This window comes from Nitrospira marina (genome assembly GCF_059568365.1).
Map to the genome: position 1 here is coordinate 23,085 of NZ_JCANTH010000001.1, position 17,956 is coordinate 41,040.

At 49.0% G+C, this 17,956-nt stretch carries 13 protein-coding genes; 9 read left to right on the top strand and 4 right to left on the bottom strand.

Annotated features, from left to right (window positions below; all coding sequences use genetic code 11):
• Window positions 1-58: 58 nt before the first annotated feature.
• Window positions 59-2,911 (bottom strand): aminomethyl-transferring glycine dehydrogenase, encoded by a 2,853-nt coding sequence (gene gcvP, locus LX98_RS00130; protein WP_496426982.1) that lies wholly within the window; start codon window positions 2,909-2,911, stop codon window positions 59-61.
• Window positions 2,912-3,359: 448 nt separating this feature from the next.
• Between gcvP and LX98_RS00135 the strand changes: the two genes are divergently transcribed.
• Window positions 3,360-4,667 (top strand): amidohydrolase family protein, encoded by a 1,308-nt coding sequence (locus LX98_RS00135; protein WP_496426983.1) that lies wholly within the window; start codon window positions 3,360-3,362, stop codon window positions 4,665-4,667.
• A 40-nt stretch (window positions 4,668-4,707) separates the two neighbouring features.
• On the opposite strand, the gene LX98_RS00140 is transcribed toward LX98_RS00135, so the two are convergent.
• Window positions 4,708-5,310, bottom strand: coding sequence for a hypothetical protein (locus LX98_RS00140; RefSeq protein WP_496426984.1), 603 nt, complete (start codon window positions 5,308-5,310; stop codon window positions 4,708-4,710).
• Between the two features lie 335 nt (window positions 5,311-5,645).
• Between LX98_RS00140 and LX98_RS00145 the strand changes: the two genes are divergently transcribed.
• Together LX98_RS00145 and LX98_RS00150 are read left to right on the top strand one after the other, a co-directional pair.
• On the top strand, window positions 5,646-5,936 hold the full coding sequence (locus LX98_RS00145; RefSeq protein ID WP_312645035.1) for an HU family DNA-binding protein: 291 nt from the start codon (window positions 5,646-5,648) through the stop codon (window positions 5,934-5,936).
• Window positions 5,937-6,258: 322 nt separating this feature from the next.
• Entirely contained in the window at window positions 6,259-7,083 is an 825-nt protein-coding gene (locus tag LX98_RS00150) for a tetratricopeptide repeat protein (RefSeq protein WP_496426985.1), read from the top strand.
• 118 nt (window positions 7,084-7,201) lie between these two features.
• Here LX98_RS00150 and LX98_RS00155 read toward each other — a convergent pair whose 3' ends face one another.
• The gene (locus LX98_RS00155) at window positions 7,202-7,672 is read right to left on the bottom strand and encodes a globin domain-containing protein (RefSeq protein ID WP_496426986.1); all 471 of its coding nucleotides are present in this window, start codon (window positions 7,670-7,672) and stop codon (window positions 7,202-7,204) included.
• A 402-nt stretch (window positions 7,673-8,074) separates the two neighbouring features.
• On the opposite strand from LX98_RS00155, the gene ppnN reads away from it, so the two are divergent.
• The 6 genes from ppnN (at window position 8,075) to LX98_RS00185 (ending at window position 16,716) form a co-directional block, all read left to right on the top strand.
• Window positions 8,075-9,484 carry a nucleotide 5'-monophosphate nucleosidase PpnN gene (ppnN, locus tag LX98_RS00160; protein WP_496426987.1) on the top strand — a complete coding sequence of 470 codons (1,410 nt, stop codon included), beginning with the start codon at window positions 8,075-8,077 and terminating at the stop codon, window positions 9,482-9,484.
• Window positions 9,485-10,538: 1,054 nt separating this feature from the next.
• Window positions 10,539-10,931 (top strand): DUF4168 domain-containing protein, encoded by a 393-nt coding sequence (locus tag LX98_RS00165; RefSeq protein ID WP_496426988.1) that lies wholly within the window; start codon window positions 10,539-10,541, stop codon window positions 10,929-10,931.
• A 120-nt stretch (window positions 10,932-11,051) separates the two neighbouring features.
• Window positions 11,052-11,678 carry a hypothetical protein gene (locus tag LX98_RS00170; protein WP_496426989.1) on the top strand — a complete coding sequence of 209 codons (627 nt, stop codon included), beginning with the start codon at window positions 11,052-11,054 and terminating at the stop codon, window positions 11,676-11,678.
• Between the two features lie 719 nt (window positions 11,679-12,397).
• Window positions 12,398-13,375, top strand: coding sequence for a lipase family protein (locus LX98_RS00175; RefSeq protein ID WP_496426990.1), 978 nt, complete (start codon window positions 12,398-12,400; stop codon window positions 13,373-13,375).
• A gap of 535 nt (window positions 13,376-13,910) precedes the next feature.
• On the top strand, window positions 13,911-14,234 hold the full coding sequence (gene rbp / locus LX98_RS00180) for an RNA-binding regulator (protein ID WP_312645020.1): 324 nt from the start codon (window positions 13,911-13,913) through the stop codon (window positions 14,232-14,234).
• Window positions 14,235-14,541: 307 nt separating this feature from the next.
• Window positions 14,542-16,716, top strand: a complete 2,175-nt coding sequence (locus tag LX98_RS00185; protein WP_496426991.1) for a fused MFS/spermidine synthase — start codon at window positions 14,542-14,544, stop codon at window positions 16,714-16,716.
• A 261-nt stretch (window positions 16,717-16,977) separates the two neighbouring features.
• Here the strand turns inward: LX98_RS00185 and LX98_RS00190 are convergent, their stop codons facing one another.
• Window positions 16,978-17,349, bottom strand: a complete 372-nt coding sequence (locus LX98_RS00190) for a response regulator (RefSeq protein WP_496426992.1) — start codon at window positions 17,347-17,349, stop codon at window positions 16,978-16,980.
• Between the last annotated feature and the right edge of the window lie 607 nt (window positions 17,350-17,956).

The following is a 17,956-nucleotide window of genomic DNA, read 5'->3' on the forward strand; positions in this document are numbered from 1 at the left end:
TTCCCCATCAAGAATAGGAACGGGCTATCCAATGGTCGATGAAAAGCCTAGAGGAAGTCTAGGATGAATAGGTGTCCATGGGTGGACAGGTACAGACCAAATTCCGATCTCCATAGACGTTATCGATCCTGGAGACGGATGGCCAAAATTTATACTGCCGTAACCAGGGAGCTGGAAATGCCGCAGTTTCACGGGAATAGGGGTGCGGCCAGTCGGATTGTGCGATGGTCTCAATAGTATGAGGCGCATGTTTTAAAGGATTATTGTCGCGAGGGAGGCGACCTGCTTCAATTTCGGCAATTTCCTGGCGGATCAGGATGAGCGCATCGCAATATCGGTCTAATTCCGCCTTGGATTCACTTTCGGTTGGCTCGATCATCATGGTGCCGGTGACCGGCCATGAAATCGTGGGAGCATGGAATCCGAAATCCATGAGCCGTTTGGCCACATCTTCCACTTCGATGTCCGCTGATTTTTTGAAAGGGCGAAGATCTAAAATAAATTCGTGGGCCGCCATACCGTTTTTCCCGGCAAAGAGCATCGAATAATATTTATCTAATTTGTTGGCCATATAGTTGGCATTGAGGATGGCCACTTGTGAGGCTTTTGTGAGTCCCTCTCCGCCCATGAGTTTAATGAAGACCCAAGAGATAGGAAGAATATTCGGGCTGCCATATGGGGCAGCGGCGATGGGCCCGATACCTTTTGGTCCTCCTACCTGTACCAAGGGATGGCCTGGGAGAAAAGGGGCCAAGTGCGATGCGACGGCAATGGGGCCCATCCCTGGGCCTCCGCCACCGTGGGGGATACAAAAAGTTTTGTGCAGGTTGAGATGGCACACATCGGCCCCGAATGCAGCCGGATGCACCAAGCCAACCATGGCATTCATATTGGCGCCATCCAAATAAACTTGGCCTCCATGCGTGTGCACGATTTCACAAACCTTGCGAATACCTTCTTCGAATACCCCATGGGTAGACGGGTAGGTCACCATTAAACAGGAGAGGGTGTCATGGTATTGAGCTGCCTTGGCTTCCAAATCCTGAATGTCGATGTTTCCATGGGTATCACAGGCGACAGAAACGACCTTCAATCCGGCGATGACCGCACTCGCGGGGTTGGTCCCGTGCGCGGAAACCGGAATAAGGCAGATATTCCGTCCTTTCTGCCCTCGCTCCTCTTGATAGGCACGAATGACCATCAATCCGGTATATTCTCCTTGAGAGCCGGCGTTGGGTTGAAGTGAAACAGCCTCAAATCCGGTGATCTCGGCGAGCCAGGCTTCCAATTGCCGAAACAACAATTCATACCCTTGCGCCTGGTCGCTGGGGGCAAAGGGGTGTATACGACTGAATTCCGGCCACGTTACGGGAACCATCTCCGTTGTCGCATTGAGCTTCATGGTGCATGATCCCAATGGAATCATGGAATGGACAAGGGAGAGGTCCTTCGATTGTAGCCGATACATATACCTGAGCAATTCGTGCTCGGAATGATAGTCGTGAAAAACAGGGTGTGTGAGAAAAGGAGAATGTCGCTGAAAGGTGCTTGGGATAGAGGAACCGAGTTGTTCCGCCAGATCGTTTAAGGAGAAGGGAAATGATGTATTGTCGGTAAAAAGGGTCAGGAGCTGGCTCACGTCTGTGATGGTGGTCGCTTCGTCCAACGCGATGCCAAAGGACCCGTCTGGAAATGGTCGAAGATTGATGAAACTCTGTTGACCCTTCTTAATGATTTGGGCAGGGCTCCGGTGCGGGCACCGGACCCGAAGGGTATCAAAAAAGACATCGGAGTCAAGTTGACATCCCAAGCGACGAAGTCCTTCGGCTGTGAGCGCAGCAAGGTGATGAACATTGGTGGCAATGTTCTTTAATCCTTCTGGTCCATGGTAGACCGCATACATGCCGGCAATATTTGCCAGCAGCACCTGTGCGGTACAAATGTTACTCGTTGCCCGATCGCGCCGGATATGTTGCTCCCGGGTTTGGAGGGCCAGGCGATATGCCGTTTGGCCATGAGCGTCCTTGGATACTCCCACCATCCGGCCTGGAATGTTTCGTTTAAAGGACTCTTTTGTGGCCAGAAATGCCGCGTGGGGACCGCCATAGCCAAGCGGAACCCCAAATCGTTGCGATGACCCCACCGCAATATCCGCTCCCCATTCTCCGGGTGGCACTAAGAGGGTTAGGGCAAGGAGATCCGTACTGACCACGACGAGTGCCCCGGCTTCATGTGCCTTCTGGACCAGGGCTTCATAGGAGCGGAGCGTGCCGTCAGTGGACGGATAGGAGAGGAGAATGCCAAAGGTCTCATCGTTTGAAAAATTTAATGTATCTGGATTCCCTATGGTAATTGAGATATTCAATGGTTTGGCCCGAGTCTGTAGGACTCCAATGATTTGCGGGTGACAATCCTCCGCGACGAAAAATGTACGTCCCTGCAGGGTGCTGAGTGCCCGACACATGCTCATGGCTTCCGCCGCTGCCGTGGCTTCGTCTAGCAATGAGGCATTAGCCAGGGGAAGCGCAGTCAGATCGGCGACCATGGTTTGGAAATTGAGTAACGCTTCTAATCGTCCCTGGGCAATTTCCGCTTGATAGGGCGTATATTGGGTATACCAGGCGGGATTTTCCAGAATGTTCCGTCCAATCACCGGTGGGGTCAGACAATCGTAATAACCCATGCCGAGAAATGATCGATAGACTTGATTGCGTGCGCTGAGATGGCGGAGTTCAGCAAGCACCTCTTCTTCCGATTGTGCCGGGGGCAAATCCAAGGATCGGGCAAGGCGAATTTCCTGAGGAACTGTGGCTTGCATAAGGGCATTAAGTGAAGAGAGCCCCAGCGCTCCCAACATTTCCTGAATTTGGCTCTCACTGGATCCGATATGGCGGTGGGCGAACGTGGTCATGCCTGGCTACACCTCATGTGATGTGAAGGTTATTCCTCAAGCAGATGGGAAATTCGTTGCGTTAACCGTAATGAGGAAATGATGATTTCTAGTTTTAGACCTATGGTGAAAAAATTCGAGAGGAATTCTGAAAGAAAACATAACTGACAAATGCGTCTCTCATGAATAGAGAAAAGAGATGAGTCAATCTCTTCGAAGATTATCATGTTTATTATGAATCCGCAAAATTTCAATGCCCACAAATGTAATTGATGTAATTTATTAACAGATGTTAAAAAATGAACGCGACCAGATTAGGGGACGCTCAGAGGGGACGCCGAACATCCCCTGCTTGTCCGGAGGAGTTGTTCAGGAATGAGCGTGATCGAATGTGTTGCAGATATTGACGGATATACGGTAAAGAAAAAGTGGAGGGTTCATAAGATTTTATCTCGAAGAGAGGGATGTGATGATTGTTCTCTCAAATATACACAAACTCTATGATGGGACGTCGGCAACAACCAGTTCTATTCACGAACGAGTTGATGTGTGGATAGATGATGGAACTATCAAGGCCGTTACTCCTCATAACCCCGCTCGTCCTCAGGGATCTGATGTTCATCGGATCGACTGCGCAACCTATACCGTCACCCCAGGGCTTATCGACTGTCATGGGCATGTGACACTTTGGGGAGTGGGAAGTGCTGAACTGGACCGAATGAATTCACCGGAGGCCCCGTTTTGGGCTGAACGTATCTTATATCGCACCTTAGTTCAGGGAGGCGTAACGACCCTGCGGGATGTGGGTGGAGCCACTTCTGTTCTGAAACGACTCGTGGAACAGGGGGTGATGTTAGGTCCACGTCTCAAGTTGGCCATATGCATGCTCTCCACGACTGGAGGGCATGCGGATTTTCGAGGGCCGGATCGGTGCTGCGGGGAGCTTTCCCGTTTGTGGCCTGCTGGTCCCGGTCGTCCGTCCAGTCTCGTCGATGGGCCGTGGGAATGCCGAAAGCGGGTAAGAGAGATTGCCGCCTGCGGGGGCGATCTTGTGAAAATTTGTGCCAGTCCGGGTGTGGTGTCTCCTACCGACCATTTGGAGCATAGGGATTTTACTCTTGAAGAAATGGAAGCCATCTGTGACGAAGCGGCTGGGCGGGGGATGTATGTGGCGGCCCATGCCCATAGTCGAAATGGCATTAAGTTGGCCATTCAGGCTGGAGTGAAGGATATCCAGCACATTTCATTTATGAATGAGGACCTGGCCGAATTGGCCTATGCGAAGGGGTGTGTGGTGACTCCGACGGCATGGGTAGGGCAAAAATTAGCTCAGTCAGAGGGGTTCAATGCCTTCATTCGCGCCAAAGTTCAACAGGTGGCAGAGAGCCATGCTCAGGCAGTCAAATCTGCGCAAGCTAGCGGGCTCAAACTGTTGGCTGGAACTGATCCGGTATTACCCGATATGCATGGCCGGAATTACATGGAGTTGGTGGCTTTGATCGCAGAGGGCATACCGCCTCTGGCAGCATGGTTCGGAGCGACGGGGTTGGCGGCAGATCAACTTGGACAAACCGATACAGGAACACTTGTGGAGGGGAAACGCGCCGATATCCTGGTCTGCAGAGAAGATGTGGTTGAAGACCCGTCGCGATTTGAATACGGAGCCCTGCTGGAGGTGTTGAAAGATGGCTGGGCCTATCGCAATGGACTACCGGGTATGAGGCAACGGACCTTTCCGGATTGCGTGGACTTGGCCCTCGGATCAAGCTCTTCGTGAGGCTCTTCTTCAGCAGAGCAGGATTGGACTATAAGGTGGCTTATGCCAATGTTTGGGTATCAGACTTGGGTGTAGGGGCTATATCATCCCCAGTTTCAGCGACTTCTTCCAAATCCACAATGAGTTCGCCCTTCGGAGAGTAAAATCCCTGTCCGTCGATTTGCACAATGCCATTGCAGTTTTCTTGAAAAAATTCCAGAATCCATCCGTTAAAATCATAGCCCTCATCAGTCATATCTTTTTTCACCATTTGGGTGGTGGCAATGAAGCGGGCTTTTGAAATACATTCCCGGGCAATCCCCGCTTCGACATCATCAAAGACAGATATGCGGTTGAAAAATGAAGTTTTTTCTCCCTCAAACACGTCCTGATAGGTACCCCGGTCCCGCAAGCAAAATAAGCGGATGGGCTTTCTCTCCCGGCTATACCCAAGGGACACATGGACCCAGTCCCAATCTTCCAGGGCGGCCGGATCCATTTTGGGAATGAGTGGAACCTGGTTTTTGGATTTGAGAAAGTCCAGAAGCAGCTTCAGAGGGGGGCTATCCTCCCGCGTGCAAAACACTCTGGAATATATCAGTTCTTCTTGTTCTGAGGATTCTGATTGTTTGGGGAATGGGATAACAGGTAATTCTTTTGCCATGATCGATGCCTCATGTGTGTTGTGCCAATTGCACGAACGACTAAAGTAAGTAAAATGTGTATTTTGGCTACTTTACCGTGACAAAAGCCGAGGCAGCAAGACAGAAAAGTCATTGGGAAACTTATGACAAAAGAATATTCCCCGCACTGGGCTTGTTTTTTGTTGACAGTTTTTGAGGCATTCGGTAGACTCTGCCGCCGTTGTGACAGAAGGGAGAGGTGTTCCCGCGTTAAACCCTTCTTCCAAAATGACAGACAAGGCAACCCTTCCTTGGAATTTTAGAATCAACAAATGGTGTCTCTTACTAAAACAATTCAAATGAGGAGGAAATGTGTATGGGAAAGGCCATGACAAAGTCGCAGATTGCCGATCACCTGGCTAAAAAAGCGGATGTTACCAAGAAAATTGCCACGCAAATTCTTGATGATTTTGCCGCGTTGGCTTACAAGGAAGCCAAAAATGCGTTTGTGGTACCTGGAATTGGCAAGTTGGTCCTTGCACACCGAAAAGCCAGAATGGGCAGAAATCCCCAAACTGGAGCTGCGATTAAGATCCCAGCTAAACGTGTCGTGAAGTTCCGCGTAGCCAAGGCGGCTAAAGATGCGATCTTGGGGGTTAAAAAGTAACTGTACCCTTCTCAAGGCATTATCCTGTCGGCTTTCCCCTCTCTAAGCCGGTTGGTTTGAATGAATGAAAAGGCCGGGGCCTGCCTTTTTATTTTGAGTTTCTCTCAACAGCCGAGTCCAGATGTCTGGACTCGGCTGTTGTGTTTATAGGCTGAGTGAGTTCCGGACAGACCAACGTAGATGGGACGCTTTTCAGACTGAATGTCGCAACAGCCCTTCGATCCGGCGAGGTTTCCCTGATCCTTGTCAGGTGTAATCTTGCTAAAGCGTGCTCACGTGTCATAGGTTTTCATGCAGGTACAAGCCTAGAGAGTCGGTCAGGATGTATGTTTTACCGGCTTTCCTTGGAGAACTGAATAATTGTTACGGGATTTTCATTGCTATCATGGCCAGCTCTTCTTCTCGTCTCGGCGAAATTTTCCTTCATCGTGGCGATCTGTCAAAAGCGCGTGAGTGCTATGAACAGGCTACCGCAGAGGCAAGACAGCTGGGATCATCCAAGGCCTTGTCAGATGCCTTGGGCAATCTGGGAAATGTCAGCGCCTTGTTAGGACACTATGAACAAGCCGAGGCCTGTTATCGAGAAGTCCTGGAAATTCAACGAACCTTGCAAGAAGACCATGCCATCGGGGAAACCCTGGTGAATTTAGGAAGTCTCAAAGCCGACAGGGGTGAACCGGAAACGGCTCACGCGTTCTATTTGGAAGCTATAGATTATTTGGTTCCTTTAGGCCATGACCGGGCTTTGGGAATTTTATATAGCAATCTGGCCCTGCAAGAATTGAAGTTACATCGGTCCGAACCTGCCATTCAAGCCTTTCACACGGCTTTAGACTACCACCGCAAAGTCGGAAATGAAGACGGCCTGGCTACCACTTATGGGCAACTTGGGAAAACATTTTTTCATCTGGGCAATCTTACACGGGCCGAGGCCTGTCTGAATAATGCGACTGAACATTTCATCAAACTGGGACATGGTTCGGGAGAGGCAGGAGCCTTGCGTCTACTGGCTGACGTCTATATCGAGCGAAAAGATCACATCTCGGCGCTTCGCTGTCTGGAGCGTGTCGTGCAAATCGATCGAACCTATCGGCTCCCACAATATGAAGAAGATCGCCAACGACTCGCCTGGTTGCGTAGTTCCTAAGCGGACTGACGGAAAAAAGGTCTCCATGTTGTAAGAAAGTGTATGGCGGATCTGAACTTGGCCCGCCATGAGCCTGTGACTCAAAGACAGGCCACGATTCGGATAACCCGATCTATTTTTAACTTTTTCGTTCAACAATATAGGATCGCAGATTGCCAATTTTGGCCATCACCTCATCATGTTCACGATCAGGAATTTTAAATTCCTTGAGTGTCGCAGCCAAATGGTTAACCACAATATCGAACTCTGTGTCGGTGATCCCCAAACCCTCATGGGTCAGTTCTAGTGGTCGATTGATCTTCTGGCAGGGCCCCCCTGTGTTGAAGCACAAGAGGTTTTTATTTTTTTGGCGTAATTGATCCCGGGTGTCAGTTCCCATTCCCACAAAAAACCGACCCACGACCGGGTCGTCCCAAACCTTTGTCAAAAAGACATCAACGACGGCGGAGATGGCATCATAGCCTCCCAGGCGGTCATATAGGGATTTTTCTGTATTGGCAAAACTGAGATGCTGAAAACCCGCAACCCATAAGAGGGTGGCTGTAAGGCAAAGAAAAAGTGGAAAGCGAGGCAAAGAACGTTCCTTCATGCAATTTTCTCCTTATTGAAACAAGAGCCCAATTTTTGATGAAACCTGTTAGGAATGGTTTGTGGAGTGAGAGTACATTTTTAAAAGTCACGGCAAAAGGGAGGGAACGCAAAAGCCGAAGAGATTACTGGTAAAGAGGTGCTGAATTTTAATCTCCCCTCTTGATCATATCGAACACGGCCTTCACCTGACTACCCTCAATGGATTTTCCAGATTCTTTACATAATCGTAGCACGGTATATTCTGCCGAATGTGTTCTCATTTCATTTACAGGGCGTGTTCTGACACCGCCCATAGAGCCTGAAGAGGTTGGTGTGATAAATTGACTTCTTCCTCGTGGCCAGCATTGGGCCACGTTCCCACAAAGAGGGCTCTCATTTGACTAGGAGCTAGGGCGCAAGAATGGAAAACAATCGAGAGTACATCACGTCGAAGCGCACATCCTCAGGTCAGGGCGTGAGTGTGAGCATCACCCCGGATACCTCAATGCACATGCTCTCGCAGCATGAAGTTGAGAAGCTTAGGGAGACCAGTGAGGGCGGCCTTCATGAAATTTTCAGAAGCAGTGCCTTAGCGGTTCTGACGAGTGGCAATGATACGGACGACACGAAAGCATTTTTCGCCCGCTATGCAGATTTTGACGTGGCCTTGGAGCAGCGGGATCGCGGAGTGAAGCTTGAGCTCATCAATGCTCCGGCCAGTGCGTTTGTGGATGGGAAGATTATTCAAGGGATTAAAGAGCATCTTTTTTCGGTGCTACGTGACATCATCTATGTCCATAACGAAATAGAGCACAATAAAAAATTTGATTTAACGACATCCAATGGGATCACCAATGCGATTTTCCATATCTTACGAAACGCCGAGATCATTCATTCGGTTGATGATCCGCATTTGGTGGTGTGCTGGGGAGGCCATTCGATCAGTGAGGTCGAATATCGTTACACGAAAGAAGTGGGGCATCAACTAGGCTTGCGTTCCATGGATATATGCACGGGCTGTGGGCCAGGGGCGATGAAGGGACCGATGAAAGGAGCCACGATTGCTCACGCGAAACAACGTATTAAAAACGGGCGATATTTGGGCATCACGGAACCAGGCATCATTACGGCTGAAGCTCCGAATCCTATTGTGAATGAACTGGTTATCATGCCGGATATTGAAAAACGCCTCGAAGCGTTTGTTCGTGTCGGACATGGGTTTATCGTATTTCCTGGCGGGGCGGGGACCTTGGAAGAGATTCTTTACCTACTCGGCGTCCTGTTGCACCCAAATAATAATGAGGTGCCCTTTCCGCTTATCTTTACCGGCCCCAAAGGCAGTGCCAGCTATTTTGGAACAATTGATACCTTTATCAAGCAAACGCTCGGGCCTCAAGCGGCCCAACGATATCAAATCATCATTGACGATCCTCAGCGTGGGGCCTATGAAATGACAACAGGCATACAACGCGTACGGGAATTTCGAAAACGGACCCACGACGCCTTCTATTTCAACTGGCATCTAACCATCGACCATGAATTTCAAAAACCGTTTGAGCCCACACATGAGTCGATGGCGCAATTGGATCTCCATGTCGACCAACCCATCCATATGTTGGCCGCGAATTTGCGTCGGGCATTTTCAGGAATCGTTGCCGGTCATGTGAAGTCCCAAGTGCTTAATGCCATTGAAATAAATGGGCCATTCACCATACACGGGGATTCAACAATTATGAAGCTCATGGATGAACTCCTGCAATCCTTCGTCAATCAGCACCGCATGAAAATTGATCAACAGAACTTCAAGCCGTGTTATGAAATTATCGCGTAGTCGTCGCGTGACATGCTTCGCTGTTCGAGTGTTAAGTGCTCTCTGAAATTGAGGAAGAGCATTCCCTGTTGTTTACAGGCAGATTTAAAAGGGGGTTGGGGAAAAGGAATTTTCGCATTTGGCCTCATACTGGCTTGAAGAATGCTACTCACCATCTTCCTGTTTTTCCCAATTATCCCCCCTCAATCATGTCAGGTATTCCCAAATAGCATGCAGTCGTGATTTTCTTGCGAAGATAATCGGTAATCAAATCGCCTGCCCTTCCCATACTTTTCTGGGATGACTCTATTGGTCAAATAATCTGAGCCAAGAGGTTGGCGAAAGATTTTAGACGAAATGCCTATATTTCGTGAATTATCTGGGCCCTTTAATAAAAAATTATTATAGGGCTTGTGGTTCAATCCAGCTTATATCAATTGAAAGTCTGCCTAGCGTCATTGATCGAGCATGGTCCATCCATTCTTATATTCCCTTTGAGATATATCAACTCCTTCTTGGGTTTTCCATTTGTGAATAGGACAAAAAAATCTATTTCAACCAATGGAATACACGCAATAGTAATCTCTGTACGAGAGGAAAAGTACCAAGTCAATGGATAAGATATGGATTTTTAATGCGGACAATCTCAATGACTATTCAAATTTTCATAATGTATTTTCGTTTGAAACTGTAGGGATTTCATGTGCATTCGTAGGGTCTTCCCTACGCTACTCGTTGAAAAAACAGGATCATCAAAAAGAAGCCCTAGAGGCGGATTTTGCGCCCATGACTTAAGTTATGCCTTACAAAAGGGTACTTCCGCACTTCGGCCGCTGATTTTGGCCTGGCTTTTGCCTTTATGTACAAAAGAATGAGATGAAAATACGGGTATGTAATGGGTTTCACGTTTCTCTGACCCAATTCACTGATCCAGAAGAAAAAATGATATTTCGGGAGACCCCAAATTGAGCTTGCGGCGTTCCTGTTTCGAAAAGATAAAAAGACATGACATGAATGGTTATTCGATCTCAGCTTGCTGGGGAATATTTATTCAAACTAACAAAGGAGAGCTGGTATGAATTCCATGGCAACGAGTTTACAGAAATTGAGTGTGCTGCTAGTGATTCCGAGCTTATGTGGCTTGGGACTTTTTTCTGTGGTACAGGCGCAAAATGTTAATTCCCAACCCCAGAAAGTTGAATCCCAATTGATTGGTCCAAATCTTGAGCCCTTTGCTGGAGCCTACAAGGAAATTTCCCAGATCCATACGACATACAAGGAGCGAATCATCCAGGCAGGTGACCCAACCAAAAGTGAAGCTCTTCAAGAAGAGGCTAACCGGAAGATGAGTCAAGCCGTGACGGATCATGGATTGACCATCAAGGACTACAATACAATTTTTCAATCAATTCAAAATGACCCGGCCCTCAAGGAAGAATTCATGACGGTCCTGAATCGAACGCAGTAAAAGAAAGTCAGAATCCCCGCTCTACTCGATTTTTTAATAAAGAATAACGTCTCCAATGACAAAAACCCGGTTTCTCAGAGTGGGAGAGGCAAAAGGGTCCATTCAGATGGGAGGGAGCAAATGCCGGCAATGTATCAGATTTTTGGACAAACAGCGGTCTTGATTATGTTGCTTGTCAGCAGTGGATGTTCGGACTCATCCACTGACCCTGCTTCCCAAGAGCCTAAGGTGGATCAGTCAGGATTTACCGCAAGCCTATCCGGATCTGTGAGTGGTGAAGTGTCGGGGGCAGGTGTGGTGACCTACCTGCCCCCCAAGCAAGGGGACCCGGTGACTGGAGTGCGTCCCGGTTACTTTTTGGTTGCCAATCTCAATTCAGATAGGAATGACAGAAGAGAGTTTCTCATTATTTTTCGAGTCCCTGGTGAGGCACAGCCTGGCGATTATGATTTGGTGGCACCCGATCCTTTGAGGGTGGGTGAAAATTTTGAGGTGCAGGTTGAAATGGTAGAAGAAGGAAGGTCCATTTCATACCAATCCAATACCGAGGGGACCATTACTTTAGAGGATTTCGCTCCTAACAGTGCTGGTTCCGGTGATAGTAATATTACCGGAACATTTCAATTTGTGACGGAAAACAGCGAAGGGGGACAGATTTCAGCCACGGGCACGTTTGATTTGCCTTTGGGTAGGAGGGTCGTATTTCAGGATTCAGCCTATTCAGGGAAGGATGTGTCGAAGGGCTGAGAGAATGCCGCATGGTCGCCTTCGAAACATTAGAAGACCGACCTGTAGGAATGTTGATGGCTAACATGGGTTTTAAAGTGAATCTTTGGTTTAGCTCCTCTTAAGCGACGGATGAATAGTGTGCGATCGCCATTCCGTTTTGCCACTAAACCTTTCGTGACCGACCCCATTCTTTGTCCTGTTGATGAATGACATCTTCGCGTTGTGATGGTCTCTCTGATCCAGGATTCCTACCCGTTTCATGTCTGGCAGGGTGTTGAAAGTTCGCCATCGGCGTTCCCTGCCTTCGCCGGAGCGGTTATGCGCAAGCGGCCTTGCTGGGCGGGCCTGTTTGAACATCCTGCCGTTGGTGACTAACGTCCCTGAAGTGTTGAGTCAATATAGACCGTTTACCTGTTCTTGAGTTTCAGCAGGCTGCTAGCTTTTAATTGACAATTTTGGCACAGTTCAAATAAAAGATTTCCGCCACAAGCAGCGGGGAAAAGAAATGATTCAAAAATTTCCCCCCCCGTAGAATCCAGCCATCGCGATGTCGGTGGTCAAACTTCAAAGAGCGTTTCTTCTCCTTGGTAAAGGATGCACCTTGGGGTTCGACTTCCCCTCCATCAACACCTTTTACAAGCAAATTGTAAACGTCATCGTTTGGAATTACTCTGTGGCAATGGACCTGTTTCCAGTCACAGGGGAATATAAGTTCAGTCCATAACAAGTCTAAGCCCATGCCAAAGATTATTCCTGGTCCCAATATAGAAGTGGTGTTACCTCCAAATTTGAACCATAACTATTTCGCCGAGGCCAGCCAACATCCATTCCGGTTTAGGTCCCAAAGCTTTCAATTGGTGAATGCCTGGTGGTTGGCGGAAGCCGCCTTACTGGCGTATGCCGAAAATGAATTTGCTATTCCTCAATACACTAAGACCGGCTTGATCGTGGAAGGCAATCAGCCCTTTAGCAATGGTGGAAGTACCCAATGCTATGTGACCCATAACCAGGACCTTGTGATTGTGGCCTTTCGCGGCACGCAGGTGCTGAAGCCGGTAGGAGGTCAGCTCCCTGGGGAGATCTGGCGTCAGGTAGTCAAGGATTTGTGGACGGACGGCAATTTTCGGTTAATCGTATCTGGTCAAGGTGGGTCTGTGCATGAGGGCTTTAAAAAGGCATTGGACGAAGTGTGGGAACCCCTCAAGGCGTATTTAAATGGATTGAAAGAGGAAAAGCCAAATCGAACTTTTTGGTTTACCGGCCATAGTCTTGGCGCGGCTCTGGCGACATTAGCTGCCGACCGCTATGGAGATGTGCAAGGGCTCTACACCTTTGGGTCTCCGTTGGTAGGGGATGAGAGCTTTGCGAGGGATTTCTATGTCAGTGGGTATCGATTTGTGAACAATAATGATGTGATTGCTCGAATACCACTTTGGGGTCCCAATGCGTTGAACTTGATGAAGTGGGGTCGTTATGAACATGTCGGTCTCCTTAAATACATCGATGAAACGGGTAAGCTTTTCGACAATCCCTCCATGCTGGAAAGGGTACAGCGTGGTGTGGCAGGCCAGGTTCAACTTCTTCGTGAGGTGATGAGTCAATGGTCCAATGGCGAGTTTAGTGACATACCCATTGATTTTTTCAATGATCACGCTCCCCTGTATTATGCCCTTCATATATGGAATTGTTATGAGCAGGAACTCCAAGGTGTCTAGAAGTATATTTGCCCCAGATTTCCAATCGGCTATACAAGCCAGGGTAGCTGCGGGGAAAGTCCGTTCATTTGGGCAGGAACAGCCTGACCGTTTGGAAATACCGCGAAAATAAGGGTGAAAGCCGGTGGGAAATTCGGATTTGGATACTGTTTTTCCGGCGTGTTTCCACCCTGTTTTTTCGTTCCAGGAAGGGATGGCTTTTTCGTAGAACCCTGAAAATGTTAAAGAAAAAGACCTTCTCGCCTCAATGGCTCAGTGCCAGGCTTATATTTCTGTCAAATTTTCCGTTCCCTCTTACTGAAATTGTCTATCTTCTTCCCTTCTCTTGTGCTAGTTTGAATGAACTTAACGCCTAGGGCTTGGCGATGAGCAATCAAATTACCAAAGCCCGTAACCGGTGTTGTTTTGCCCGAGAGATTACTCGAAAAGTGTCTGTCCACTGTCGCATGAATGCAGCGTCCGCGGCCTACTCCTTCTCCAGGTTTTACCCTTTCTCGAGCCTAAGACAATATCATTTTTCAAAAGGAGGACCCCCATGGGTTCAAAATTGTATGTAGGTGGTTTGCCGTATTCCGCGACTCAAGCAGAATTAACCGACTTGTTTTCGGCACACGGCACGGTCGAGTCAGCCAATGTTATCAGCGATAAGTTCACCGGCCAATCGCGCGGGTTCGGATTTGTCGAAATGTCTTCGGGAGAGGAAGCGCAAGCCGCAATTTCAGCCCTGAATTCTACCGAGTTTGGTGGCCGCACATTGACGGTCAACGAAGCTAAACCCCAAGCTCCACGCACGGGTGGTGGAGGGTATGGCGGCGGCGGTGGAGATTTTGGCGGCGATAAACGTCGCAGCCGATTCTAACCAGAACACCGATACGTTTCATAAAAGGGAGAGGTCAATACGATCTCTCCCTTTTTTTGTCAAAATTCAGCAGTTGAAATGTATGGTCTAATCCAAATGTGCCACATTGGACCTGTGGAGCGTGGATCGCCTAAAAAATGGATAGTATAATGCCCCGCCCGACATTTAGCCCATTTTTTTATAGGACAGGGCTTGGATCGAGTGCATGGATTTGAACTGAATGAAGTAATGAAGTGTTGATACAAGGCCGTATTCGAGCCCCGCTGGTACTAATATCCGCAATGACCATGCAAAATCGGTTGCATGTATGAACAATGCCCCATCGCCACCGTCTGTCAACATGAAGGTCATGACTCCCTTCCCACCCAAAATGCCCCAGGTGTCTGTCCTCCCGTATGCCGTTGCGATCTTTCTCAGTGCCTTTTTGCTGTTTCAATTAGAGCCCATCATCGCCCGGTATATTCTTCCCTGGTTTGGAGGCACCCCGGCGGTCTGGACGACGTGCATGCTCTTCTTTCAGGTCTTTCTTTTGGTCGGGTATGCCTATGCCCACCTTCTCGCAAGCCACCTATCCCCTCGGCATCAGGCGCTGGTTCACCTGGGTCTGGTGGTGTGTTCTCTGGTCTATCTTCCTATCACCCCAGGGGATGGATGGAAGCCGGATGGCACACAAAATCCGATGGTGGCGATTCTTCTCCTTCTCATGGTGACCATTGGGGTGCCGTTTCTCCTCATCTCGGCTTCCGGCCCTCTCCTGCAGCATTGGTTTAATCGAGTCCATCCCGCTGTGTCACCGTATCGGCTTTTCGCCTTATCGAATCTTGGCTCACTCTTGGGATTGGTCTCCTATCCTTTTTTTATCGAGCCGCAACTGGGGTTGCGCACGCAGACCCTCTTCTGGTCGGGCGGGTACGCCCTGTATGCGGTCATGTGTGCGTGGGGTGCCAGGCCGCTGTTTCGATTAGACACGAAGAGCGGATTCTCAGAAAATCCTGAGTATGGACCAGACAAGAAGCCGGGTCAGCCTGAGAGTCTTCTGACACTTGCTCTCGCAGCTTGCGGGTCGGTGGTCCTCCTCGCAAGCACGAATCAGATTTGCCGGGATATCGCGGTCATCCCTTTTCTTTGGGTTCTCCCGCTGGGCCTCTACCTTATCTCCTTCATTCTGTGTTTCGATCACCCGCGATGGTACGACCGACGGATCTGGGTACCCGTGTTGCTGGTATTGCTCTCCGCGGTTGTCTACCTGCTGCATCAGGAATATGCGGAGACGGAGATCAATATCTACCTCCAGATTTTCATCTATTCGGCTGTCCTTTTTGCCTGCTGCATGGTGTGTCATGGGGAACTGGTTCGCTTGAAGCCTCCCGCCAGGTTTCTCACATCCTTCTATCTCATGGTCGCGTTGGGGGGAGCGTTGGGTGGGGTGTTTGTCAACCTGGTCGCACCCGTTCTTTTTCAAGGATACTGGGAATTTCATTTCGGGCTGGTGGCCACCATGATGCTCCTGGGAATCTGCCTGTTTCGGACAAAGAATCCACTCAGATCGCCACTCATGTTCTGGTCAGAAAGGGTTGTGTTTGTTGGGGGAATTGCCACTCTTGCAGGTTTTCTGGCACTGCATATTCACGAGCAGCAAGCGAGTACCATCCTGACATCGCGTAATTTTTATGGTGTTCTGCGAATAAAGGAGACGGACAAAGGGACGAAGTCCGCCAGCCGTTTCCTCTATCACGGTCGCATCAACCATGGCAGGCAATTCCTGACTCCCCCCCGGCACTCGTACCCCACTGCCTATTACGGACCCTTCAGTGGAATCAGCTTAGCCATCAGCCGTCATCCTCACCAACTGAGGTTGAACACGCTCGAGGACAGAAAAGGGCAAGGGGGCTTGCGGGTTGGGAACATCGGGTTGGGGGTTGGCACCACCGCAGTGTATGCCCGGCCCGGCGATACGTATCGATTTTATGAAATCAATCCTGAGGTGGATCGAATGGCGAGGGAGTACTTCACGTTTCTCAAAGATGCCAAGGGATCACAGCAGGTTGTCCTTGGAGATGGACGTATTTCTCTTGAGCGGGAATTGGAGAAGGGGCATCGACAGCAGTTCGATATTTTAGCGGTGGATGCTTTCAGTGGCGACGGGATTCCGGTGCACCTGCTGACGAGGGAGGCCTTTGCTCTCTACTGGGAGCATTTACAACAAGACGGGATTCTCGCCCTCCATGTCTCGAATCGCCACTTTGACTTCAGCCCCGTGGTGCGGGCTCTGGCCCGAGAGTTTGGAAAACAGGCGCTCTGGATCAAGGACGTGGCTGACCCTGAGAAAGGGAATAGCTATAGTGATTGGATTTTGGTCACGAACAACCAGGCGTTTTTAAAAGACCCCTTCGTCAACTTCCGGATTGCACCCTGGCGATTACTCGAAGAAATTCTCTGGACAGACGACTACAGCAATCTTTTTCAAGTGGTGGCGCCCTGACCTGTCTTCTGGCGTGATTTTACTTGTGCGTGATGATTGCGGGTATATCATGTCTCAGAGCATGCTTCACAGATCCCTTCCGATACCGTAACGGTGCTTCGATCAAATTCTATTTGACCGTACCCTCCACTTCCTATATTTCAGGGAGCCCGGCTTCCAGGCTGAATACATGCTTCTCTGTGAAACCTGTTTTTTCACGAACAAGCTGAGTTATCACATTCTTTTGGAGATGAGGAACGCCGGGACTGCACTCTCCATGTTTTACAGTGTTTTGAGGGCTTTGTTAACCATTCCGACAAAATCTGAAAAATTGTACGGTTTGTTGAGTACGGCCAGAGCTCCCGCCTCATTTGCCTGTTGGTACATCTCGTCGGTGATATTTCCCGAATACAGAATGAAAGGGATGGAGCCGAAATGAGGGTTGGCTTTCACCTGGAGGAGTAAGGCCATGCCGGTCATGACCGGCATGTGGTTATCGGAAACGATGAGATCTATGGTCGGTCCTTGCTCCAACTTAGCCAGGGCGACGGCTCCGTGTTCGGCTTCCTCGCAGGCATACCCATGGTGCTCAAGAAAAAGCTTCATGGCTTTCCGGGCCATCTCATGATCATCAACAAGGAGAATGCGTTTCATGATGGACGACCTGTTCCAGAAAGGTTAAAACCTTTCTATTCTAAATGAAGCAAAGACCGAATATCCTCGATCGGAGCGAGCTTTACCGGAACGGATATACTGTATTCTCTTCTTTCAATAATTTCAAAGGCGGTGTGCTGGAGAGTGGATATGGAAGTTTTATCTTATGGAGATTTCCCACGGATGGGAAAGCTGTCCAAATCTAGCTCTCAAAGCATGTTAAAATTATGGTGACTTTAGCCCAACCTATTAACGTTCTTTTTTTAAAAGGTGGGGAAAGCATCTCGGTTTTCCCATTCTCCTTACGTTTTTTCTGGAGAGGGTGTTAATTATTAATCTGGAAAAATAGTATTTATTCCTTTTCTTGGTCGAGAGTGGTTGAGGAGATTTTTGTAAGGGTTAAACTCACAACCGTATGTGAATGCTGCCTCATAATGTTTGGTGGACCATGCCTGTTCGAGCCGGGCCCAGGGAGATCAGCAAAGGCGGGTCCAAGCACCGTTCGTCAGGGCGGTAATACGTCCACCCAGAGGTTTGCACCACCGCTACGCGATGGCATTCCGGACTATGTGACGCGCAGGTTGATTTTGAGGACATGATTATATTC

What these genes read in the sequence shown, in the direction of transcription:
- gcvP (WP_496426982.1), bottom strand. Translation starts at nt 2,911, where the DNA reads ATGACCACGTTCGCCCACCGCCATATCGGATCCAGTGAGAGCCAAATT.
- LX98_RS00135 (WP_496426983.1), top strand. Translation starts at nt 3,360, where the DNA reads ATGATTGTTCTCTCAAATATACACAAACTCTATGATGGGACGTCGGCA.
- LX98_RS00140 (WP_496426984.1), bottom strand. Translation starts at nt 5,310, where the DNA reads ATGGCAAAAGAATTACCTGTTATCCCATTCCCCAAACAATCAGAATCC.
- LX98_RS00145 (WP_312645035.1), top strand. Translation starts at nt 5,646, where the DNA reads ATGGGAAAGGCCATGACAAAGTCGCAGATTGCCGATCACCTGGCTAAA.
- LX98_RS00150 (WP_496426985.1), top strand. Translation starts at nt 6,259, where the DNA reads ATGTATGTTTTACCGGCTTTCCTTGGAGAACTGAATAATTGTTACGGG.
- LX98_RS00155 (WP_496426986.1), bottom strand. Translation starts at nt 7,672, where the DNA reads ATGAAGGAACGTTCTTTGCCTCGCTTTCCACTTTTTCTTTGCCTTACA.
- ppnN (WP_496426987.1), top strand. Translation starts at nt 8,075, where the DNA reads ATGGAAAACAATCGAGAGTACATCACGTCGAAGCGCACATCCTCAGGT.
- LX98_RS00165 (WP_496426988.1), top strand. Translation starts at nt 10,539, where the DNA reads ATGAATTCCATGGCAACGAGTTTACAGAAATTGAGTGTGCTGCTAGTG.
- LX98_RS00170 (WP_496426989.1), top strand. Translation starts at nt 11,052, where the DNA reads ATGCCGGCAATGTATCAGATTTTTGGACAAACAGCGGTCTTGATTATG.
- LX98_RS00175 (WP_496426990.1), top strand. Translation starts at nt 12,398, where the DNA reads ATGCCAAAGATTATTCCTGGTCCCAATATAGAAGTGGTGTTACCTCCA.
- rbp (WP_312645020.1), top strand. Translation starts at nt 13,911, where the DNA reads ATGGGTTCAAAATTGTATGTAGGTGGTTTGCCGTATTCCGCGACTCAA.
- LX98_RS00185 (WP_496426991.1), top strand. Translation starts at nt 14,542, where the DNA reads ATGAACAATGCCCCATCGCCACCGTCTGTCAACATGAAGGTCATGACT.
- LX98_RS00190 (WP_496426992.1), bottom strand. Translation starts at nt 17,349, where the DNA reads ATGAAACGCATTCTCCTTGTTGATGATCATGAGATGGCCCGGAAAGCC.